This is a genomic window from Thermomonas brevis (genome assembly GCF_014395425.1).
Taxonomy (GTDB): Bacteria; Pseudomonadota; Gammaproteobacteria; order Xanthomonadales; family Xanthomonadaceae; genus Thermomonas; species Thermomonas brevis.
The window spans coordinates 2,876,049-2,897,794 of record NZ_CP060711.1; the positions used below are offsets into that span (position 1 = coordinate 2,876,049).

Sequence of the window (21,746 nt, forward strand, 5' to 3'; positions counted from 1 at the left end):
CGCTCAGAAGGCGTACTGGACCATGAAGCGCACCGCGCGCGGCGCCTGGAAGCCGGTCGGCACCTTGTACACGGTGCCGAACAGCGGGCTGCCCTCGTTGGTCTCGGCGGTCTCGACCACGCTGGTGACCGTGCGCGTGTCGAACACGTTGAACACGTCCAGCTTGAGGGTCAGCCGGCCGTCGGCGAACGCCGGCTTCCACGCCACATTGAGGTCGAGCTGGCGCTGCCACGGCGTGCGCCCGCCGCCGCCGCGCGCCACCACGTCGGTGCCGTTGTCGAGCACGCCGTCGCCGTCGTCGTCGCTGCCCGGCGCGTCGCTGCACGAGAAATACGAGGCGCCGTAGTGCAGCGGGTCGCTGCCGTACACGCCGAAGCAGTTGATCGGCCGCCCCGACTGCAGCAGCAGGTTGCCGCCCACCGACCAGCGCTCGTTGAACTCGTAGTTGCCGAACAGCTTGAGCGTGTGGCGGCGGTCGTTCGGCAGCGGGCCGTACGCGCCCAGCATCAGTTCGCGGTAGTCGAAGTCCTGGGTGGTGCCGGTGTCGGCCTGGCCGATGTCGGACTTCACCCCGCCCTCGGTGTTGCCGTTGCTGCGCGCCCAGGTGTAGGAGCCTTGCAGGAACAGCCTGTCCCAGTGGCCCTCGAAGAAGAACTCGGCCGCCGAATAGGTGCGCTTGGCCTTCGGGCCCAGCGTATCGGCGTCGATGGTCACCTTCTCCAGCGTGCCGTCGCCGTCGATGTCGATGTTGAAGATGCCGTCGCTGCCGGGGTTGTAGAGGTGGCAGAAGGTGAAGCCCGGATTGACGAAGGCGATCTCCCTGGGGACGGTGCTGTCCTCGGGCGCCTGGAACGGGTCGCCGTCGGGATCGACGAAGCCGTTGCCCAGCGCCCAGTCGTAGATCGCGCGCTCGTCGCAGTTGTCGTCGATGGCGCGCTGCAGCTTGCGGTGCACCGCGCGCAGGCCGAGCGACCAGTGCTCGCCCATCCGCTGCTGGAAGCCGAGGATGTATTCGTCCTGGTACATCGGCTGCAGGTTCTCGGAGGCGATGGTGCGCGGGTCCTTGTTCGCGCCGAACTCGTTGTTGAGGTAGGTCACCGGGGTGAACGGCGTCGCCCCGACCGGCGCGCCGGTGGCGGGATCGACGCTGTCGTAGAAGAACAGCTGCTGGCTGAAGATCGAGGCGCTGGCGCCGCGCACCGCCACCGTGGCGGTCAGCGGCAGCGCGTAGCGGCCGGCGTTGCCGAACACCTTGAACGAGGCGTCGCCGTTGACGTCCCAGGCGAAGCCCAGGCGCGGGCCGAGCTGGTTGTCGATGGAGACGTAGGCCTGGCCCAGCCCGTTCCTGTTCTCGAAGCTGTCCCAGCGCAGGCCGGCGTAGGCGAGGAAGTTCGGCGTGACCTGCCAGCTGTCCTCGACGTAGAAGGCGCGCTGGTTCACGTCCACGGTGGCGCCGTTCTTGAACACCACGTTGACCGCGAAGTCGGTGTCGTCGCCGTTCAGCGGCACGCCGTCCGGGTCGATGGTGGCGTAGGTCCAGACCTGGCCGCCCTCGACCGCGCCGCCGGCCACCGAGGTGAAGCGGTCGGCGTCGTAGCCGAAGCGCAATTGGTGATCGCCGAGCTGCCATTCGGCGTCGACGCGGAACTGGCGGCGGGTGTCGCCGGCGTCGGGCCGGCCGAGCGTGCCGCCGATGAAGTCGCAGCCGTGGATCGCCGGCGTCGCGCCGAGCAGGGTGGACAGGCGCTGGTCCACGATCACCGGGCAGCCGGTGTCGGGCGCGTCGAGGTCGCCCGACCATTCCTGGCGGGTGCCGTTGGCGGAGATGCCGTAGATGCTGCGCGAGAATTTCCCGTAGCCGTACAGCGCGGACAGGGTGAAGTCGTCGCTCAGGTAGCCGGTGTACTTCAGCGCGTGGCTGGTGCCGCCCTGCTCGGTATGCACGGTGCCGAGCACGCCGGTGCGGTCGAGCGCGCCCTCGCCGTTGCCGTACACGGTCCGGGTGGTGCGGGCGGTGTCGGAGAAGCTGGTCAGCTCCAGCAGGTGGTTCTCGCTGATGTTCCAGTCCAGCTTCAGCAGCCAGGTCGGCGAGCGCGTGCGCGCCGCGGTGTTGCGGCCGGCGTTGACGTCGCCCCAAGCGTCGGTTTGGTTGCGCGCGAACTGCGCGATGCCCCAGGCGAACAGGCGATCCTTGACCAGCGCGCCGCCGGCCCACAGCGCGACGCTCGACTGCTCGGCGTCGTCCTTCGCGTTGTCTTCCAGCAGGTCGCCGTTGTTGAGGTGGATGTCCGGCGTTCTGCCGGACAGCGACGACGGCGTCCAGTACGCCGCGCCGCCGGCTTCGAAGTCGTTGGTGCCGCGCTTGGTGATCAGGTTGACCACGCCGCCGGTGGAACGACCGAACTCCGCGCCGTAGCCGCCGGTCTTGACCTGCTGCTCGGCGATCGCCTCGAACGGGATCTGCGCGAAGGCGAGGTTGTTGAACGCGTTGGTGATGTTGAAGCCGTTGACGTAGTAGGCGTTCTCCGCCACCGAGGAACCGCCGAACGAGGCCAGGTTGCCGAACGCGGCGTCGCCGCGCACGGTGCCGGGCGCGAGCAGGGCGACACTGGTGGCGTCGCGCGCCACCGGGATGCTGGCGATCTGCTGCGCGCTGAGGATGGTGGTGGATTCCACCGAGGAGACGTCCACCGGGTTGATGGCGCCGGCGGTCACCGTCACCGCGTCCAGCGTGGTGGCGTCGCCGCCGCCGAAGTCCACCTGGGTGCCGGTGCCGACGCTCACCGCCACGCGTTCGCGCACGCGCACGCTGCCGTCGGCGCGGCGCAGCGTCACCGTGTAGCTGCCGGACGGCGTCTGCGGCGCGCGGAAGTTGCCGTCGGCGCCGACCGTGAGTTCGCGGCGGAAGCCGGTGGCGGGATTCTCGATGGTCACCGTGTCGCCCTGCGCGGCGCGTCCGTAGATGGCGCCGGCGGCGTTGCTCTGCGCGGAAGCGAGTCCGGCGAGGCCGAGGCCGGCGGCCAGCGCCAGGCAGAGGGCGGTGCGTTTGCAGCGGTTGCTGTGGATGGAGGCAGGCATGCGGGTTCCCCGGTGGTTGGTGACGACGGGGCGAAGCTGGCCGCGCCCGTGCGGCGCGGCAAGCGCGCAGGGACGAACCGCACGCCCGCGGCGGCGAACGCCACCAGCGGCGTTGCGGGCGGAAATGCGCGGGGGTAGCGTGGCCGCATGCACCGCGACGACCCGATCCCGAAGCCCGCGCCGCGCCGCGCGTGGTGGCCGCTGTGGCTGTCAGCCTTCGCCGGCTGGACGGCCTACGGCCTGCTGTACGCCTTCCAGACCATGTCGATGGCGGCGGACATGGGCAAGACCTACGCCTGGTCCGACGTGCTGCGCACCAGTCTGGTCGGCATGTGGGGCTGGGTGCCGCTGACCGTGGGCCTGTTCTGGCTGGTGGTGCGCTTCCCGATCCGCCGCGGCAACGTGTTGCGCGCCTGCACCGTGCTGATGCTGGCCGCGCTGGCGGCGGTGGTGCTGCGCGCGGTGTTCATCTACGCGCTGGACCCGTGGATCCAGTGGTACGACGCGCCGCCGGATTTCTGGGCCGACGTGATGACCACCAGCCTGCACAGCAACGTGCTGGTCAGCTGGGTGGTGATCGGCCTCGCCCATGCGCTGCTGTTCGCCGGCCAGGCGCGCGAGCAGGAGCGCCGCGCCGCCGAACTGCAGGCGCGGCTGACCCAGGCGCGGCTGGACGCGATTTCCGCCCAGCTCAATCCGCATTTTCTGTTCAACGCGCTGAACTCCATCGCCGAATTGGTGCACCACGACGCCGCCCGCGCCGACCGCATGCTGGTGGGCCTGTCAGCGTTGCTGCGGCGCAGCCTGGACAGCTCGCGGCTGCAATGGGTGGGGCTGCGCGAGGAACTGGAACTGCTGGCGCAATACCTCGACATCGAGAAAGTGCGCCTGGGTGAGCGCCTGCAGGTGCACTGGCACGTCGCCGAGGACTGCCTGGACGAAGCGGTGCCGCCGCTGCTGCTGCAGCCGCTGGTGGAGAACGCGGTGGTGCACGGCATCGCCCGTCGCCTGCGTCCCGGCAACCTGCGCATCGCCGCCGGTTTCGTGCCGGGCGCGCTGTGGCTGGAAGTGGAGGACGACGGCGCCGACGGCCAGCCCGACATCGAGGGCCACGGCATCGGCCTCGCCAACACTCGCGCGCGCCTGCAGGCGCTGTACGGCGCCGATGCGGCATTGATGATCGCGCCTACCGAGGCCGGTGGCACCCGGGTCAGCCTGCGCCTGCCGCATGCGCAGGGCGCGAGCGCGTCCCTGCGCGACGGTCCCGCGCCCGCGTTCCGCTTCGACGAGGCGGCGGCGCGATGACCGCGCTGCGCGTGGTCATCGCCGACGACGAACCGCTGGCCCGCCTGCGGCTGCGCCGGCTGCTGTCGGCGATGCCGGGCCTGGAGGTGGTGGCCGAATGCGCCAGCGGCATCGAGGTGATGCAGCTGCTGCCGGACTGCCCCTGCGACCTGCTGTTCCTCGACATCCAGATGCCGGGCGCGGACGGCTTCCAGGCGCTGGAGCACGTGGTGGCGCGGCCGCGCGCGGTGGTGTTCGTCACCGCCTACGCGGAGCACGCGGTGCGCGCCTTCGACGTGCAGGCGGTGGACTACCTGCTCAAGCCGATCGCCGCCGGGCGATTGCAGCAGGCGGTGGAGCGCGCGCAGCGCGCGCTGGTTGCCGATGCGCCGGTCCCGGCTTCGGCGCCGGTGCCGCGCCGACTGGCGCTGCCGATCGGCCGGCGCATGCAGATGGTGGAGCTGGACGAACTGGACTGCGCGCTGGCGCAGGCCAACTACGTCGAGCTGAAGGTCGGGGAGCGCAGCTTCGTCCTGCGCGACACCATCAGCGGCTTCCACGCGCGGCTGGACCCGCAGCGCTTCCTGCGCATCCATCGCTCGGCGGTGGTGCGCATCGACGCGATCCGCGAAGTGGAGCCGCTGGCCTCGGGCCGCTACCGGGTCAACCTGCACAGCGGCCTGCGCCTGGTCTCCGGCCGCAGCTACCGCGACGCCCTGCGCGGCGCGCTGGGGCTGGCGGCGGAGCCGGCCGCCTATGTCGACGCCTGAGCCGCCGCCGCGGAATGCCGCGCCGCTGCGGTAACCTGCCCGCACCCCACAGCGGAGCGACCCATGCGCGTGCATTTCCACGGCGCGGCCGGCGAGGTCACCGGCTCGATGCATCTCGTCGAAGCGGCCGGCCGGCGCATCCTGATCGACTGCGGCATGGTGCAGGGCAGCCCGGAGGCCGAGGCGCGCAACTTCGCGCCGTTCCCGTTCGACGCTGCCGGCATCGACGCGCTGGTGCTCAGCCACGCCCACATCGACCACGTCGGCCGGGTGCCGCGGCTGACCATGGCCGGCTTCGACGGGCCGATCTACGCCCAGGCCGCCACCGCCGACCTGCTGCCGATCATGCTGATGGACTCGGCTTCGCTGGCGGAAAGCGATGCCGAGCGCGCCAACCGCAAGCGCAAGCCCGGTCAGCCGGAGGCGATGCCGCTGTACACCCGCGAGGACGTGCGCGACGCGCTGAAGCAGGTGCGCCCGCTGCCCTACGCCGCACGCACCGAGCTGTTCCCGGGCGTCGAGATCGCCTTCCGCGACGCCGGCCACATCCTCGGGTCGAGCATCGTCGAGCTGTGGGCCGACGGCCGCAAGCTGGTGTTCTCCGGCGACCTCGGCATGAAGGGCACGCCGATCCTGCGCGACCCGGAGCCCGTGCGCGAGGCCGACCTGCTGCTGATGGAATCCACCTACGGCAACCGCAACCACCGCCAGCGCAGCGAGACGGTGCACGAGCTGGGCGAGATCCTCGACGCCGCGTGGAAGGACCGCGGCAACGTGCTGATCCCGGCGTTCGCGGTGGGCCGCACGCAGGAACTGCTGTACTGGTTCGCTCGCCACTGGGACGACTGGGACATGGCGCGCTGGCGCATCTACCTCGACAGCCCGATGGCCTCGAAGGTGGTGCAGGTCTACGACCGCCACCACGAACTGTTCGACGCCGAGGCGCGCGAAGTCTGGCGCGGCACGCCCAACCCGTTTCGCCTGCCCAACCTGCGCGTCACCGAAACCGCCGAGGAATCGATGTCGATCAACCGCCTGCACGGCGGCGCGATCATCATCGCGGGCAACGGCATGGCCAACGGCGGCCGCATCCTCCACCACATGCGACAGAACCTGCCGCGCCGGCAGACCCGCATCGTGTTCGTCGGCTACCAGGCCGAGGGCACCATCGGCCGGCGGCTGGTGGAGGGCGCGCGCTGGGTGCGCATCCACGGCCACGACGTGCGCGTCAACGCGCATCGGCACACGGTGGGCGGGCTGTCCGCGCACGCCGACCAGCAGGGCCTGCTGGACTGGTACGCCGGCTTCGCGCCGTCGCCGCCGCTGGCGCTGGTGCACGGCGAGGACATCGCCCGCGAGGCGCTGGCCGGCGAGATCCACGAACGCCACGGCGTGGAAGCGCTGCTGGCGCGGCCCGGCATGGCGCTGGACGTTTAGGCGAAGGAGGGCGCGACGATGGGCGAACCGAAGACCAGGGCCGGCGACGCGTCCGTCGCGGGCTTCCTCGCGCAGCAGCCGGGCGAACGCCGCGAGGACTGCGAGGCCGTCTCCGCGATGATGCAGGCCGCCACCGGCGAGCCGGCGAGGATGTGGGGCGGCAGCATCGTCGGCTTCGGCAAGTACGCCTACGTCAGCTCCGGCAAGACCAACGAATGGCCGCTGGTCGGCTTCTCGCCGCGCAAGAACGAGCTGGTGCTGTACCTGACGGCCGGCTTCGACGATGCGGGCGCGCTGCTGGACAAGCTGGGCAGGCACCGGACCGGCAAGGCCTGCCTCTACGTCAAGCGCATGGCCGACGTGGACGCGCAGGTGCTGCGCCGGCTGATCGACGCCTCGGTCGAGGCGATGGAAGCGAAGCGGATCCGCTGACGGTTCAGTGCGCGGGCTCCGGCCGGCGGTGCAGCGACAGCCATTCCCACACCGCCACCAGGATCATCACGCCGGTGGTCAGCATCCCCAGCGTGAGCGCGCTGAACGCGTGCCGGAACGCGAACGGCGCCAGCGCGCCCAGCAGCGCCAGCCCGGCCATGTGCGAGAACGGCGGCAGCGGGCGCGGATTGGTCGCCCACTTGAACAGGGCGTTGCCGAGCAGGTAGACGAACGGGCCGCCGAGGATGGCGGCGACGCCGGCGCCGGTCGCGTGGTCGGGATGCGCCAGCACCAGTTCGTCGGCGACCGCGCACAGCACGATGCCGGCGATGATCGGGATGTGCAGGTAGGTGTAGGCCAGCCGCGCCACCTTGCCGCGGTCCTCGGCGTGCTCGAAGTGGCGGGTGGCGCGCTCCGCGCCGGTGTCGAAATACACCCACCACATCGCCACGCTGCCGAGGAAGGCGGTGAGGAAGGCCAGCGCCTGCGGGCCGTTCCAGGGCAGGCCGGCGAAGGTCGCGCCGGTGACCAGCAGCGATTCGCCCAGCGCGATGATCACGAACAGGCCGCAGCGCTCGGCCATGTGGTGCGGATCGACCTTCCAGTCGCTGGTGGACGAGGCGCCTAGGCCGGGTACGCGGAACAGCGACACCGGGCCCAGGAACTCGATGGCGAGCGCCGCCACCCACCAGCCCATGCGCGGCAGCGGATCGGACAGGCCGCCCAGGATCCAGCACGCGCCGGACGCCGCCAGCCAGACCAGGATGCGCAGGAAGTTGCGCCCCAGCGGCGTGCGCGGGCCGAACGCACGCACCACGTACAGCGTGCGCAGCGCGTGCTGGGCGACGTAGGCCAGCGCGAACAGCAGGCCCTTGCCGGCGAAGGCCAGCGGCAGCGCCGACGACATCGCCAGCCCCAGCAGCATCATCACGAACAGCAGCTGCCGCACCGGGGTCGAATCGGGATTGAGCCAGTTGGTCGTCCAGGCCGTGTAGATCCACATCCACCACACGCCGAGGAACAGCAGCCCGGTGCGCAGCGCGCCCAGCGGGGTCAGCTGCTCCAGCAGCCCGTGCGAGAGCTGGGTGATGGCGAACACGAAGACGAGGTCGTAGAACAGCTCGACCTCGCCGACCCGGCTGCGCTCCGCGCCGGGTTCGCGCAGGACCGGGATGCGCTGGCGCATCGGCATGGGCTCAGCGCCGCTTCGCGCCGCCGGCCCCGGACAGCAGCACCAGCCCGCCGACCAGGCCCATGTTCTTCATGAACTGCAGCAGCTGCGCCGCCTGCGCGGCGCCGGAGAACTTCCAGAACGGATGCGACAGCGCCGCGTCGGCCAGCAGCGCGGCGGCGGCGAGCAGGGTGACCGCGCGCAGCTGCCAGCCGGCCGCGATCAGCACGCCCAGCAGCACCTCGGCGGTGCTCAGCAGCAGGGTGTTGTTGCCGGTCGGCACGCCGTGCAGCGCCTGCCAAAGGCGGAAGCCGCCGGCGACGACAAAGACGGCGGCCAGCAGCCATTGGGCGATGCGGACTTCGGGCTTCATGCGGGGATCCGTGCGGGAGAATCGGCCAAGAGTGTCACGGCCGGCTGAACCGCGGAAGGGGCGGGCCAGCGCGGCGCGGGTTTTCGCGTAGAATGGCCAGGTTCTGCGCACGGCTGATCGCCCCTCGTTATGCGAAGGGTGCGTTTTCCTGATCGAGCCGGCCGCCTTCGCGGCTTTCTTTTCCCCGTACGCCTTTCGTCGCGCAGACACGGCCCGGATGACCGGCGTCGTGCCATCGCATGCCCGCGGCGCGGATCTGGACGGCTTCGTCCAGGCAGGAACGCCCGGGCCGGTTCGCGCCCGGCGCGAGCCATGTACAGGAGTTCCCCCATGTCGTTCGACACCCTGGGCCTTGCGCCCGCGCTGCTGCGCGCGCTGGCCGACTACGGCTACGAAAATCCCACCCCGATCCAGGCGCAGGCCATCCCGCTGATCCTGGCCGGCCACGACGTGCTCGGCGGCGCCCAGACCGGCACCGGCAAGACCGCCGCGTTCGGCCTGCCGCTGCTGCAGAAGCTGGCCGAGCTGCCCAAGCCCGAGGGCCTGCACCGCCCGCGCGTGCTGGTGCTGACCCCCACCCGCGAGCTGGCGGTGCAGATCACCGAGAACCTGCGCGCCTACGCCAAGCATCTGCGCATCAACGTCACCTCGCTGTTCGGCGGCGTCGGCATGCAGCCGCAGGTGGAAGCGTTCCGCCGCGGCGTGGACGTGCTGGTGGCCTGCCCGGGCCGGCTGATCGACCACCTCGACCGCGGCACCTGCAAGCTCGGCGACGTGCAGATGCTGGTGCTGGACGAGGCCGACCGCATGCTCGACATGGGCTTCCTGCCGTCGATCAAGCGGGTGATGAAGCACGTGCCGCACCAGCGCCAGACTCTGCTGTTCTCGGCCACCTTCGAGCCGCGCATCAAGGCGCTGGCGCTGGAGTTCATGCGCGAGCCGCAGCAGGTGCAGGTGGCCGCGCAGAACACCGTGATCGAGACCATCAGCCACCATGCGCACCCGGTGGACAGCGCGAAGAAGCGCGACCTGCTGGTCGACATCCTGGCCCGCCGCCACACCGAACAGGTGCTGGTGTTCGGCAAGACCAAGCACGGCTGCAACCGCCTGGCGGAACAGTTGGAGAAGGCCGGTCTGCCGGCGCTGGCGATCCATGGCAACAAGAGCCAGGCCGCCCGCCAGAAGGCGCTGAACGAGTTCAAGAGCGGCAAGATCCGCATCCTGGTCGCCACCGACGTGGCCGCGCGCGGCCTCGACATTCCGGACCTGCCGCTGGTCATCAACCACGACCTGCCGATGGTGGCCGAGGACTATGTGCATCGCATCGGCCGTACCGGCCGCAACGGCGCGACCGGCGAGGCCATCTCGCTGGTGTCGCCGGACGAGGCCAACCTGCTGCGCCAGATCCAGAAGCTGCTGGGCCGCGAGATCGCGATGGAGACCGTGCCGGGCTTCGAGCCCTCGCGCGCGATCCGCAGCGACGCCAAACCGTTCGACAACGCCCCGCGCGGCCCGCGCCCGGCGCGCGCCCGCCGCCCGCACGGCAAGCCGCGCACCGCCGAAGCGCACGCCCACGCCCACACCGGGCCGAAGCCGGCGCGCGAAGGCCAGCGTGGCGACGCGGCGCGCCGCGGCGGCCGGCAGGGCGCGCCCCGGCGCGATTCGCGCTCGTAAGCGCGATGCCGACGCCGGCCGCTATCGTGGCGGCCGGCATCGGTGCTAGTGTCCCGCGCCCCTATCGGCAGAGATGACGGACGGCCCGTGTTGAAGCGCATCCTCGGCATCGGAACGGACAGGACGGACGGCAACGGCGGCGACGGTTCGCGCTGGCGGCCGCGGGTGCCGACCGAAGCGCTGGCCGCGCTGGTCAGCGCGTACTTCGTGCTGGCCTGCAACGGCCCGCTGTGGGACGCGGTACGCGCCGGCAGCGGTTCGCTGCGGGTGCTGCTGTCGCTGGGCGTGGCGGTGTTCGCCCTGCACGCGCTGCTGTTCGGGCTGTTCTGCTGGGGCCGGCTGGCGCGCCCGCTGCTGGCCCTGCTGCTGGTGGTCACCGCGCTGGCGCACTGGTACATGACCCGCTACGCGGTGGTGTTCGACGCGGAAATGGTCCGCAACGTGCTGAACACCGATCCGGCCGAAAGCCGCGAGCTGGTGTCGGTGCGCATGGTGCTGCACGTGCTGCTGCTGGGCGTGCTGCCGGCCGCGCTGGTGCTGCTGACCCGGCCGGTGCGGCGGACCTGGCGGCGCGCGCTGCTGCTGCGCGCCGGCTTCCTGCTGGCGATGGCGCTGCTGGTCGGCGCGGCGCTGGGCGCCTCGTCGCAGGGCGTGTTCGCGCTGATGCGCAGCGACCTGGTGCTGCGCTACAAGATCACCCCCGGCAACTACATCGTCTCGCTGGTCAACGTGCTCAAGCCGTCGAAGAAGGCGAAGGGTCCCGTGCAGGCGGTCGGCGCCGACGCGCGGCGTCCGCCCGAGGCGCTGGCGCGCAAGCCGCGCCTGCTGGTGCTGGTGGTCGGCGAGACCGTGCGCGGCGACCACTGGGGCCTGAACGGCTACGCGCGCCAGACCACGCCGGAGCTGGCCGCGCGCGATGTCGTCAACTTCCCCGACGTGACCGCCTGCGGCACCAGCACCGAGGTGTCGCTGCCCTGCATGTTCTCGCCGTTCGGGCGCGCGGACTACGACCGCGACGCGATCCGCGGCCACGAATCCGTGCTCGACGTGGCCGCCCGCGCCGGCGTCGGCGTGCTCTGGCGCGACAACCAATCCGGTTGCAAGGGCGTCTGCATCCGCCAGGCTTCGGAGACGCTGGGGCCTTCCGATGGCGCGTCGCTGTGCGCGGAGGGGCGCTGCTTCGACGAGATCCTGCTGTCCGGCTTGCAGGCGAAGATCGACGCCATCCCCGGCGACGCGCTGATCGTCCTGCACATGCTGGGCAACCACGGGCCGAACTACTTCGAGCGCTACCCGCCGAAATTCGCGCGCTGGACGCCGGTATGCGAAACCGCCGAGCTCAGCCGCTGCCAGAAGGCGGACATCGTCAACGCCTACGACAACGCGATCCTCTATACCGATGCGGTGCTGGGCCGGCTGATCGACCTGCTGGCCGGGCAGGGCGGGCACGACGCGGCCATGCTGTACGTGTCCGACCACGGCGAATCGCTGGGCGAATACGGCCTGTTCCTGCACGGCGCGCCGTATGCCATCGCCCCGAAGCAACAGCTGCACGTGCCGATGGCGCTGTGGCTGTCGCCCGGCTTCGCCGCCGGCGACGGCATCGACCTGGCCTGCCTGCGCGAGGCGGCCAAGCGTCCCGCCAGCCACGACAACCTGTTCCCGACGGTGCTGGGCGCGTTCGATGTGCGCACCTCGGCCTACCGCGGGGAACGCGACCTGCTGGCGGCCTGCCGGAAGCGCTGACGCCGGCGCCGGCCGCGCACCGGGAACTCAAGAACGCGTTGCCCTGGCCGTTGATCTGCGGGAAGGGGCTGGATCGGGCCGGGACGTCCCGCACGGGCGGATCGGCGCCGCGTGCGCGGCATTCCGCGCGATCCGGCCGCCCCGAGCCCATTCCCAGCCGACGCCAGGCCCATGACCCAGACCCGCCAGTCCCGCAACAGCAGCGTTGCCAACCGCCTGATGCTGGGGGTCGCGCTGATCGCCCTGGCCGCCTTCGGCGTGACCGCCGCCACCAGCTACTGGAAGAGCAGCAAGGCGCTGCTGGCCGTCTCGCAGAGCGAGCTGGAGAACCTGACCCAGTTCGAGGCGCAGCGCCTGGCCGTGGAGATGAGCCGCACCTACGACGCGGTGCAGACCATGGCGGAGAACCTGGAGATGCAGCGCGGCCAGATCAGTCGTGCGGCGGTGGACCAGACCTTCAAGCAGCAGATGGAGCTGCACCCCGAGCGCGCCGGCATGTGCGTGCTGTTCGAGCCTGACGCCTTCGACGGCAAGGACGCCGAGTTCGTCAACGCGCCCTCGCACGACGCCACCGGGCGCTTCATGAGCTACTGGGCGCGGGTCGGCGACAAGCTGGTCACCGAGCCGCTGCGCGACTACGAAGATCCCGACCTCGGCGCCTGGTACGTCACCCCCAAGACACTGAAGAAGCCGGTCGTCATCGAGCCCTATCCCTACGAGGTGGGCGGCAAGACCCTGCTGCTGACCACCATCGCCATTCCGGTCATGGACGGCGACAAGGTGCTCGGCGTGGTCACGTCCGACTTCGAGCTGTCGTCCCTGCAGCAGCGCGTCGCCCAGCTGCGGCCGATGGGCGTGGGCCGCGCCGAGCTGCTGTCGCCGATGGGCACGGTGGTGGCGTCGCCGGACGCGGCCAGCGTCGGCAGGAAGCGCGAGGACGCGGTCGCCAGGGCGATCATGGAGGCGACTTCGCAGGACAAGCTCTATACCGATTTCCAGGCCGACGCCCAGGGCATGGTGAAGGTCTACGCGCCGCTGCAGGTGGGCGAGAACAACCGCCGCTTCTCGCTGGGCGTGCTGGTGCCGCGCTCGCTGCTGACCGCGCCGGCGCGCTCGCAGCTGATGCTGGTGGTGCTGATCGGCCTGCTCGCCGCCGCCGCGCTGTGCGCCGGCCTGTACCTGCTGCTGCGCGGCATGGTGCTGCGGCCGCTGGCGGAGGCGGTGAGGGTGTCCGGCGACGTGGCCGACGGCCGGCTGGACACGCGCATTCCCGAACTGCGCAACGACGAGCTGGGCCAGCTGCTGCTGGCGCAGCGGCGCATGGTCGACCAGCTTCGCGAGCGCTCCGACCGCGACCGCGCGCGCGCCGCCGAGGACCTGCGCATCCGCACCGCGCTGGACGAGGTCACCACCCACGTGATGATCGCCGACGCCGGCCTCAACATCATCTACGCCAACCGCCCGCTGATGGAGATGCTGGGCCGCGCGGAGCAGGATCTGCGCCGCGACCTGCCGCAGTTCGACATGAAGACGCTGGTCGGCAGCAACATCGACGTCTTCCACAAACACCCGGCGCACCAGCGCAAGCTGCTGGGCGCGTTGCAGAGCACCTACCGCGGCGAAATCCACGTCGGCGGCCACCTCATGCGCCTGATCGTCAATCCGGTGACGGACGCCGCCGGGCAGCGCGTCGGCTACGTGGTGGAATGGTCCGACCGCACGGTCGAGGCGCAGGTCGAGCAGGAAGTCAGCGGCATCATCGAGGACGCCGTCAACGGCGACCTGTCCGGGCGCATTCCGCTGGCCGGCAAGACCGGCTTCCTGCTGCAGCTGTCGGAGCAGATGAACAACCTGCTGGCCGCCATTTCCGGCAGCGTCGAGCAGGTGTCCGGCGTGCTGCGCGCGCTGTCGCAGGGCGACCTGGCGCACCGGATGGAGGGCGACTACCAGGGCGTGTTCGCGCGGATGCGCGACGACGCCAACGCGACGGTGGCCCAGCTCACCGGCATCGTCGGCGACATCCAGCAGGCGGCGGGCAACATCAACGCGGCGGCGAGCGAGATTGCCAGCGGCAACGACGATCTGTCGCGGCGCACCGAACAGCAGGCGGCCTCGCTGGAGGAAACCGCTGCGTCGATGGAGGAGCTGACTTCCACGGTCAAACAGAACGCCGACAACGCCCGCCAGGCCAACCAGCTGGCGCAGGGCGCGGCCGGCGTGGCGGCGCAGGGCGGCAAGGTGGTCGAACAGGTGGTGGCGACGATGGGCTCGATCGAAGCCTCGTCGAAGAAGATCGCCGACATCATCAGCGTGATCGACGGGATCGCGTTCCAGACCAACATCCTGGCGCTGAACGCGGCGGTGGAAGCAGCGCGCGCTGGCGAGCAGGGTCGCGGCTTCGCGGTGGTCGCGGGCGAGGTGCGTGCGCTGGCGCAGCGTTCGGCGAGCGCGGCGAAGGAGATCAAGCAGCTGATCGAGGAGTCGGTGGGCAAGGTGACCGACGGCTCGGAGCTGGTCCGGCAGGCCGGCAGCACGATGGGCGAGATCGTGACCTCGGTGCAGCGCGTGACCGACATCATGGCGGACATCAGCGCGGCGTCGCAGGAGCAGAGCAGCGGCATTGAACAGGTCAACCAGACCGTGACCCAGATGGACGAGACGACGCAGCAGAACGCGGCGCTGGTCGAGGAGGCCACGGCGGCGGCGCGTTCGATGGAGGAACAGGCCCGGCAGCTGGTCGAGGCCGTGGCGATGTTCCAGCTGGAAAGCTCCGCCGCCCGGCCGGTCGCGCGCGCGCCGGCATCAGCGGTTTCCCCGGCGGCACCGAAGGCGGCTCCGTCGCAGCCGGCGAAGAAGCCGGCCGCCGCGCCAAAGCCGGCCAAGCGCGCGCCGCCCGCCGCCGAAGGCGACCACTGGCAGGAGTTCTGAGTAGTAGGAGCGGGCCGCCGGCGTCTCCGGATGGCCTGTCTCAATGTCGGGCGAGATTCATCCGGGCCACGGCTCAACTTATTTGTTAAACGGCCGTTATTCCAAGCGGCGGCCGGTCATCCGGCGTCCCGGGCGCTTCTTCCGCGCCGATCCGATTCCGAACATTCACCAGAAAGGGATGCTTATGCATCAGAAGAAACGATGGGTCGCCCTGGCGATCAGCCTGGCACTGGCGCAGACCGCGTGGGCGCAGGACGGCGACGACCGCTTCAAGCTGAGCGGCTTCGGCACCATCGGCGCCGCTCATTCGAGCGAGGACAAGGCCGACGTGACGCCGGACTTCCAGAGCAACGAGGGCGTCGGCGCCAGCAGCTCCACCTCCGGCAAGCTGGATTCGCGCCTCGCGGTGCAGCTCAACGCCCAGTTCACCGACAACTTCAGCGGCGTGCTGCAGGCCGTCAGCGAATACGCGGTCACCGAATCCTACAAGCCGGAAATCTCGCTGGCGCACGTGAAGTACCGCTTCTCGTCCAAGTTCAGCGCGCGCCTCGGCCGCATCACCGCGCCGCTGTACATGCTGTCAGAGTACCAGCGCGTCGGCTACGCGATGCCGTGGGCGCGTCCGCCGCAGGAGGTCTACAACTACCTGCTACCGATGGACGGCGTCGAGGGCGTGTACAACATCAACGCGGGCGATGCCGTCATCGGCATCCAGGGCTTCTACGGCCGCATCGATTCCGAAAAGGCCGACGTGGACGCGATGCGCGGCATCGCCGTGCAGGTGGACCACGGTTCGTCCAGCTTCCGGGTCAGCCACATCCGCGGCCAGGTGCACTACGTCACCGACAACATCAACACCCTGTTCGACACCTACCGCAACCTGCCGATCCCGGCGCTGGCGGAAATGGCCGCACGGCTCGACCCGCGCGACGTGGACGGCAGCTTCAGCGGCATCGGCTACAGCTACGATCCGGGCAACTGGTTCCTGCGCACCGAGGCCATCCAGGCCGACTACAGCCCCTCGATCAGCGGCAAGACCACCTCCGGCTACGCCAGCGTGGGCTTCCGCCACGGCAGCCTGACCCAGTCGCTCACCGTCGCCCACGTCGATTCCGGCGGGCGGGAACTGCCGGGCGCGCTGGATCCGTTCGGCCTGCTCAACGGCGCGGTGCTGAGCAACAACAGCAGCCGCCACAGCATCGGCGCCGCGCTGCGCTGGGACGTGCACGACAGCATCGCGATCAAGCTGCAGGCCAGCCACATCAAGAACCACGCCGGTTCGTTCGGCGGTCTCGGCAACCAGCAGCCGGGCTTCCTGCCGGGGCGGGGCTACAACCTGCTGTCGGCCTCGGTCGATTTCGTTTTCTGAGGTGAGACCATGAAACTTCCGTTCAACCGGCGATTGGCCTTGCTGACGGCGCTGGCCTTCTCCAGCTCGATGGTGCAGGCGGGCGTGGTGGTCGTGATGTCCTCGAAAAGCGACGTCTCCACGCTGAGCAAGGCGCAGGTGTCGCAGATCTTCCTGGCCAAGACCGACGCGCTGCCCAACGGGCGGGTCGCCAAGCCCGTCGACCAGGCCGACGGCTCGGCCGTCCGCAACGAGTTCTACGACAAGGTCGCGGACAAGAACGCCGCGCAGATGAAGGCGTACTGGTCGCAGCTGACCTTCACCGGCAAGGCGCAGCCGCCGCGCAAGGTGTCGGGCGACGCCGCGGTCAAGGCCGCGCTGGCCGAAAATCCGGCGGCCGTGGGCTACATCAGCGACGCCGCGGTCGATGGCAGCGTCAAGGTGGTGTTCAAGCCCTGACGTGCCGATGGGTTGGCGCCATTCCGCCGAGGCGGATGGCGCCGGTCCGGTGCGACAGGCCGATGCGTGGTTGCCGTTTCCGCGGACGGCATCGGCCCGATTTTCCGAAGCGGCAATGCCCCGCGCCGCCATGCGGCGCGGGATCGTTCACGCCAGCAGGCGCTTCACCTTGCGCAGTGCGGCGACGAACGCATCGACTTCCTCGTGCGTGTTGTAGAACGCCAGCGATGCGCGGCAGGTGGTGCCCACGCCCAGCCATTGCAGCAGCGGATGCGCGCAGTGCTGGCCGGAGCGCACCGCCACGCCTTCCAGGTCGAGCAGGGTGGCGAGGTCGTGCGAATGGGTGCCGTCGATGGCGAAGCTGATGACGGCCGCCTTGTCCTTTGCTCTGCCGTAGAGACGCAGGCCGTCGATCTTCAGCAACTCCTCGGTGGCGTGCGCCAGCAGCGCGCGCTCGCGCGCGGCGATCGCCTCCATGCCCAGCGCCGACAGGTAATCGACCCCCGCGCCCAGGCCGACGAAACCGGCGATGTTCGGTGTGCCGGCCTCGAACTTGTGCGGCGGGTCGTTGAACACGGTGCCGTCGAAGCGGACTTCCTTGATCATCTCGCCGCCGCCGAGGAAGGGCGGCATCGCCTCCAGATGCTCGCGCCGCGCCCACAGCGCGCCGGTGCCGGTGGGGCCGCACATCTTGTGGCCGGTGACGGCGTAGAAGTCGCAGCCGATCGCGGCGATGTCCACCGGCATGTGCGGCGCGGCCTGCGAGCCGTCCACCACGCTGACGATCCCGCGCCTGCGCGCCTCGCGGCAGATCGTCGCGACCGGGTTGACCGTGCCCAGCACGTTGCTGACGTGGGCGATGCCGAGCAGCTTCACTTCCGGCGTCATCGCGGCGTACAGGCCGTCGAGGTCGAGGCTGCCGTCCGGCAGCAGCTCGGCCACCTTGATGGTCGCCCCGGTGCGCTGGGCGACCAGCTGCCACGGCACGATGTTGGCGTGGTGCTCCATCCGCGTGAGCAGGATCGCATCGCCCGCTTGCAGGCGCGGCAGCGCCCACGAATACGCGACCAGGTTGAGCGCGAAGGTGGTGCCGCTGCACAGCACCAGGTCGTCGCCGCGCACGCCGAGGAAGCGCGCCAGCTTGCCGCGCGCGCCTTCGTAGGCCTCGGTGGCCTCGCTGCCGAGCGCATGCACGGCGCGGCTGACGTTGGCGTTGTGGCGGCGGTAGAAATCGTCGGTGGCCTCGATCACGCAGGCCGGCTTCTGGCCGGTGTTGGCGGAATCCAGGTAGACCAGCGGCTTGCCGTGCACCTCGCGCCGCAGCAGCGGGAAGTCGGCGCGGACTGCGGCCCAGTCGATGCCCTTGGCTCCCTCCCTTGCTTGCAGGGAAGGGTTGGGGAGGGAGTACTCCTGGCCGTGCATGCTCATGCGCCCAGCCGCGCCAGCGCGCGATCCAGCGCCGCGTCGCACAGTGCGCGTGTGGCCTCGTCCTCGATGCCGCTCACCACTTCGCGGCAGAACGCGCCGGTCAGCAGCGCGCGCGCCTCGGGCTCCGGCAGGCCGCGCGAGCGCAGGTAGAACAGCGCGGTGGCGTCGAGCTGGCCGACGGTCGCGCCGTGCGCGGCCTTCACTTCGTCGGCGTGGATTTCCAGCACCGGCTGGGTGTCGATTTCGGCATCGTTGGAGAGCAGCAGGTTCTTGTTCGACAGGTCGGCATTGGTGCCGTCCGCACCCTCGCGGATCACGATGCCGCCGTGGAACACCGCCTTGCCGCGCTGCCCGGCCAGCCCGCGCCAGGTGAGGTTGCAGGCGGTGTCGCGGGCGATGTGGTCGATGCCGAGGCGGGTGTCGACGTGGCGGCGGCCGTCGGCCAGCAGCACGCCGTCGGCCTGCAGCGCCGCGCCATTGCCTTCCAGCCGCACGTTCAGCTCGTGCCGCGACAGGGCGGCGCCGAGTTCGAGGTCGGTACGCGCGTAGCCGGCCTCGCGCGCCAGTACCGCGTCGGTGCGCGCGAACAGGGTGGCGCGCGGGGCGGCGTCCTGCACGCGGACATGCGACAGGCGCGCGCCGTCGGCGACGTGCGCGTGCAGCAGCGCGTTGCCGAGGTGGGCGTGCTCGCCGGCGGCCAGTTCGTGTTCCACCAGTTGCAGCGATGCGCCTTCGCGCAGTTCGACGAAATGGCGCAGATGCCAGGCGGCATCGCCACCGCCCTGTGCCGCGCCGACGTGGACGAGATGCAGCGGCGCGTCCGCGCGCACGCCGGCGTCCACGCGGATCGCTGCGCCCTCGCGCGCCAGTGCGGCGTTGAGGCGGGCGAAAGGTTCGTCGATGCGCTGGTAGCGGCGTTCGAGGAAATTGACTGCGCGCGGATCGTCCCCTTGCAGTAGCCGCGACAGCGGGCGCACGTCGATGCCAGCGGGCAGTGTGGTCAGGTCGCTCAGCGTCGCATCGAACTGGCCGTTGACGAACACGATGCGCGGCGCGGGAATGGCGGCGAGCAGCGTGGCATCGACGGCCACCGCCTTGGCCTGTGCGAAGCTGCGGCGCTCCAGCTGGCGCAGCGAGGTGTACTTCCACGCCTCCGCGCGTGCCGGCAGGCCGTCGCGCAGCACCTCGTCCAGCAGCGCGCGGCGGGTGGCGTCGCCCTCGAAGCCGGCGGCCAGGGAGCCGAGCAGGGCGCTCATCACGCCGCCTCCGGCCCGATCCGCTGGCGGATCCAGTCGTAGCCGTGCGCTTCCAGTTCCAGCGCCAGCTCGGGGCCGCCGGTTTCGACGATGCGGCCGTCGGCCAGCACGTGCACCACGTCCGGCTTGATGTAGTCGAGCAGGCGCTGGTAGTGGGTGATGACGAGGAAGGCGCGCTCCGGCGAACGCTGTGCGTTGACGCCGTCGGCCACCGCCTTCAGCGCGTCGATGTCGAGGCCGGAATCGGTTTCGTCGAGGATGGCGAGCTTCGGCTCCAGCAGCGCCATCTGGAAGATCTCGTTGCGCTTCTTCTCGCCGCCTGAGAAGCCTTCGTTGACGCCGCGATGCAGCAACTCGTCCTTCAGGTGCAGCACGGCCAGCTTCTCGCGCACCCGCTTCAGGAACTGCATCGAATCCAGCTCCTCCTCGCCGCGCGCCTTGCGCTGCGCGTTGAATGCCGCGCGCAGGAAGTAGGTGTTGTTCACGCCGGGGATTTCCACCGGATACTGGAAGGCGAGGAACACGCCGGCGGCGGCGCGCTCTTCCGGTTCCAGCTCCAGCAGGTCCTTGCCGTCGAAGGTGATGGAACCCGCCGTCACCTCGTAGCCGTCGCGGCCCGCGAGGATGTTGCCCAGCGTGGACTTGCCCGCGCCGTTCGGCCCCATGATGGCGTGCACCTCGCCGGCGTTCACTTCCAGCGACAGGCCCTTGAGGATTTCCTTGCCGGCGACGCTGGCGTGGAGGTTGTCGATCTTCAACATGCTCGTGTTTCCGTTCTTGTGCTTGAGCCCCTCTCCCGTCGGGAGAGGGGTTGGGGTGAGGGTTCGGTTAGTCGTCAATGGTGCCGATCGGACGTGCCTCCTCTCATCCGGCGCTTCGCGCCACCTTCTCCCGGAGGGAGAAGGAAAAAATCATCCCACTGCGCCTTCCAGACTCACATCCAGCAATTTCTTCGCTTCCACCGCGAACTCCATCGGCAATTCGCGGAACACCGACTTGCAGAAGCCGTCGACGATCATGCTCACCGCGTCCTCCTCGCCGATGCCGCGCGAGCGGCAGTAGAACAGCTGGTCGTCGCTGATCTTCGAGGTCGTCGCTTCGTGTTCCACCGTCGCGCCGGGATTCTTTACCTCGATGTAGGGGAAGGTGTGCGCGCCGCAGGTCTTGCCGATCAGCAGGCTGTCGCACTGGGTGTGGTTGCGCGCGCCGTCGGCGCCGGCGGCGACCTTCACCAGTCCGCGGTAGGTGTTCTGCCCGCGCCCGGCGCTGATGCCCTTGCTGACGACCTTCGACTTGGTGCGCTTGCCGATGTGGATCATCTTGGTGCCGGTGTCGGCCTGCTGGTAGTGGTGGGTCAGCGCGACCGAGTGGAACTCGCCCGTCGAATCGTCGCCGGTCAGCACGCAGCTCGGGTATTTCCAGGTGATCGCGCTGCCGGTCTCCACCTGCGTCCAGGTCACCTTGCTGCGCGCGCCGCGGCATTCGGCGCGCTTGGTGACGAAGTTGTAGATGCCGCCGACGCCGTTCTCGTCGCCCGGATACCAGTTCTGCACCGTCGAATACTTGATCTCGGCGTCTTCCAGCGCGACCAGCTCCACCACCGCCGCGTGCAGCTGGTTCTCGTCGCGCATCGGCGCGGTGCAGCCTTCGAGGTAGGAGACGTGGCCCTTGTCCTCGCAGACGATCAGGGTGCGCTCGAACTGGCCGGTGTGGCCGGCGTTGATGCGGAAGTAGGTCGACAGCTCCATCGGGCAGCGCACGCCCTTGGGGATGTAGACGAAGCTGCCGTCGGAGAACACCGCCGAGTTGAGCGCGGCGAAGTAGTTGTCGCCCACCGGCACCACCGAGCCGAGGTACTTGCGCACCAGCTCGGGGTGGTTCTGGATGGCGTCGCTCATCGAGGTGAAGATCACCCCGACCGCCGCCAGCTCCTTCTTGAAGGTGGTGCCCACGCTGACCGAGTCGAACACCGCGTCCACCGCCACGCCGGCCAGCTTGGCGCGTTCGTGCAGGGGCACGCCGAGCTTGTCGTAGGTGTCGATCAGCTCCTGCGGCACCTCGTCGAGCGATTTGTACTTCGGGCCTTTCGGCGCGCTGTAGTAGGACAGCGCCTGCAGGTCGATCGGGCCGATCTTCAGCTTGGCCCAGTCCGGCTGGCGCATGGTCAGGAAGTGGCGGTAGGCGGCCAGGCGCCATTCGGTCATCCACTCCGGCTCGTGCTTCTTGGCCGAGAGCGCGCGGATGATGTCCTCGTCCAGGCCCGGCGGCAGCGAGTCGGTCTCGATGTCGGTGATGAAGCCGGCGTCGTACTTGCGCCCGAGCTGGGCGTGGATGGAAGCGTTCTGCTGTTCGGTCATGGGGT

General features: G+C 70.1%; 16 protein-coding genes. 9 read left to right on the forward strand and 7 right to left on the reverse strand.

The genetic code is table 11. The annotated features are described in order from the left end of the window. Nucleotides 1–3: 3 nt before the first annotated feature. Nucleotides 4–3,078: a TonB-dependent receptor gene (locus H9L17_RS13365; protein WP_187569915.1), complete on the reverse strand. Its 3,075-nt coding sequence runs from the start codon at nucleotides 3,076–3,078 to the stop codon at nucleotides 4–6. Between the two features lie 147 nt (nucleotides 3,079–3,225). Here H9L17_RS13365 and H9L17_RS13370 point away from each other — a divergent pair, with 147 nt between their 5' ends. The 4 genes from H9L17_RS13370 to H9L17_RS13385 all read left to right on the forward strand — a co-directional run bounded on the left by H9L17_RS13370 (nucleotide 3,226) and on the right by H9L17_RS13385 (nucleotide 7,001). After that, nucleotides 3,226–4,383 carry a sensor histidine kinase gene (locus tag H9L17_RS13370; protein WP_187569916.1) on the forward strand — a complete coding sequence of 386 codons (1,158 nt, stop codon included), beginning with the start codon at nucleotides 3,226–3,228 and terminating at the stop codon, nucleotides 4,381–4,383. Further along, nucleotides 4,380–5,132 carry a LytR/AlgR family response regulator transcription factor gene (locus H9L17_RS13375; RefSeq protein ID WP_187569917.1) on the forward strand — a complete coding sequence of 251 codons (753 nt, stop codon included), beginning with the start codon at nucleotides 4,380–4,382 and terminating at the stop codon, nucleotides 5,130–5,132. The genes H9L17_RS13370 and H9L17_RS13375 overlap by 4 nt, the downstream gene beginning before the upstream one ends. Before the next feature lie 63 nt (nucleotides 5,133–5,195). After that, nucleotides 5,196–6,569 (forward strand): MBL fold metallo-hydrolase RNA specificity domain-containing protein, encoded by a 1,374-nt coding sequence (locus H9L17_RS13380; protein ID WP_187569918.1) that lies wholly within the window; start codon nucleotides 5,196–5,198, stop codon nucleotides 6,567–6,569. An 18-nt stretch (nucleotides 6,570–6,587) separates the two neighbouring features. Continuing rightward, entirely contained in the window at nucleotides 6,588–7,001 is a 414-nt protein-coding gene (locus H9L17_RS13385; protein ID WP_187569919.1) for a DUF1801 domain-containing protein, read from the forward strand. Nucleotides 7,002–7,005: 4 nt separating this feature from the next. Here H9L17_RS13385 and H9L17_RS13390 read toward each other — a convergent pair whose 3' ends face one another. Further along, nucleotides 7,006–8,193 (reverse strand): low temperature requirement protein A, encoded by a 1,188-nt coding sequence (locus tag H9L17_RS13390; RefSeq protein ID WP_223158059.1) that lies wholly within the window; start codon nucleotides 8,191–8,193, stop codon nucleotides 7,006–7,008. A 4-nt stretch (nucleotides 8,194–8,197) separates the two neighbouring features. Then, nucleotides 8,198–8,545, reverse strand: coding sequence for a hypothetical protein (locus H9L17_RS13395; protein WP_187569920.1), 348 nt, complete (start codon nucleotides 8,543–8,545; stop codon nucleotides 8,198–8,200). 330 nt (nucleotides 8,546–8,875) lie between these two features. Here H9L17_RS13395 and H9L17_RS13400 point away from each other — a divergent pair, with 330 nt between their 5' ends. The 5 genes from H9L17_RS13400 (at nucleotide 8,876) to H9L17_RS13420 (ending at nucleotide 16,700) form a co-directional block, all read left to right on the forward strand. Then, nucleotides 8,876–10,219: a DEAD/DEAH box helicase gene (locus tag H9L17_RS13400; protein WP_187569921.1), complete on the forward strand. Its 1,344-nt coding sequence runs from the start codon at nucleotides 8,876–8,878 to the stop codon at nucleotides 10,217–10,219. Nucleotides 10,220–10,306: 87 nt separating this feature from the next. Then, nucleotides 10,307–11,965, forward strand: coding sequence for a phosphoethanolamine transferase (locus tag H9L17_RS13405; RefSeq protein WP_246455094.1), 1,659 nt, complete (start codon nucleotides 10,307–10,309; stop codon nucleotides 11,963–11,965). A gap of 171 nt (nucleotides 11,966–12,136) precedes the next feature. Then, a complete protein-coding gene (locus H9L17_RS16165) occupies nucleotides 12,137–14,893 on the forward strand; it encodes a methyl-accepting chemotaxis protein (protein WP_187569922.1) in 2,757 nt (918 codons plus the stop codon). A 184-nt stretch (nucleotides 14,894–15,077) separates the two neighbouring features. Continuing rightward, entirely contained in the window at nucleotides 15,078–16,262 is a 1,185-nt protein-coding gene (locus H9L17_RS13415; RefSeq protein WP_187569923.1) for a hypothetical protein, read from the forward strand. 9 nt (nucleotides 16,263–16,271) lie between these two features. After that, complete coding sequence (locus H9L17_RS13420; RefSeq protein WP_187569924.1) at nucleotides 16,272–16,700, forward strand: type 2 periplasmic-binding domain-containing protein; 429 nt, start codon at nucleotides 16,272–16,274, stop codon at nucleotides 16,698–16,700. A gap of 147 nt (nucleotides 16,701–16,847) precedes the next feature. Here H9L17_RS13420 and H9L17_RS13425 read toward each other — a convergent pair whose 3' ends face one another. The 4 genes from H9L17_RS13425 to sufB form a co-directional block, all read right to left on the reverse strand. After that, nucleotides 16,848–18,122, reverse strand: a complete 1,275-nt coding sequence (locus H9L17_RS13425; RefSeq protein ID WP_187571975.1) for a cysteine desulfurase — start codon at nucleotides 18,120–18,122, stop codon at nucleotides 16,848–16,850. A gap of 2 nt (nucleotides 18,123–18,124) precedes the next feature. Next, nucleotides 18,125–19,384 carry a Fe-S cluster assembly protein SufD gene (gene sufD / locus H9L17_RS13430; protein ID WP_187569925.1) on the reverse strand — a complete coding sequence of 420 codons (1,260 nt, stop codon included), beginning with the start codon at nucleotides 19,382–19,384 and terminating at the stop codon, nucleotides 18,125–18,127. Then, nucleotides 19,384–20,145, reverse strand: coding sequence for a Fe-S cluster assembly ATPase SufC (sufC, locus tag H9L17_RS13435; protein WP_187569926.1), 762 nt, complete (start codon nucleotides 20,143–20,145; stop codon nucleotides 19,384–19,386). Before sufC ends, sufD begins: the two co-directional genes overlap by 1 nt. A 150-nt stretch (nucleotides 20,146–20,295) precedes the next feature. Further along, entirely contained in the window at nucleotides 20,296–21,741 is a 1,446-nt protein-coding gene (sufB, locus tag H9L17_RS13440) for a Fe-S cluster assembly protein SufB (RefSeq protein ID WP_187569927.1), read from the reverse strand. Between the last annotated feature and the right edge of the window lie 5 nt (nucleotides 21,742–21,746).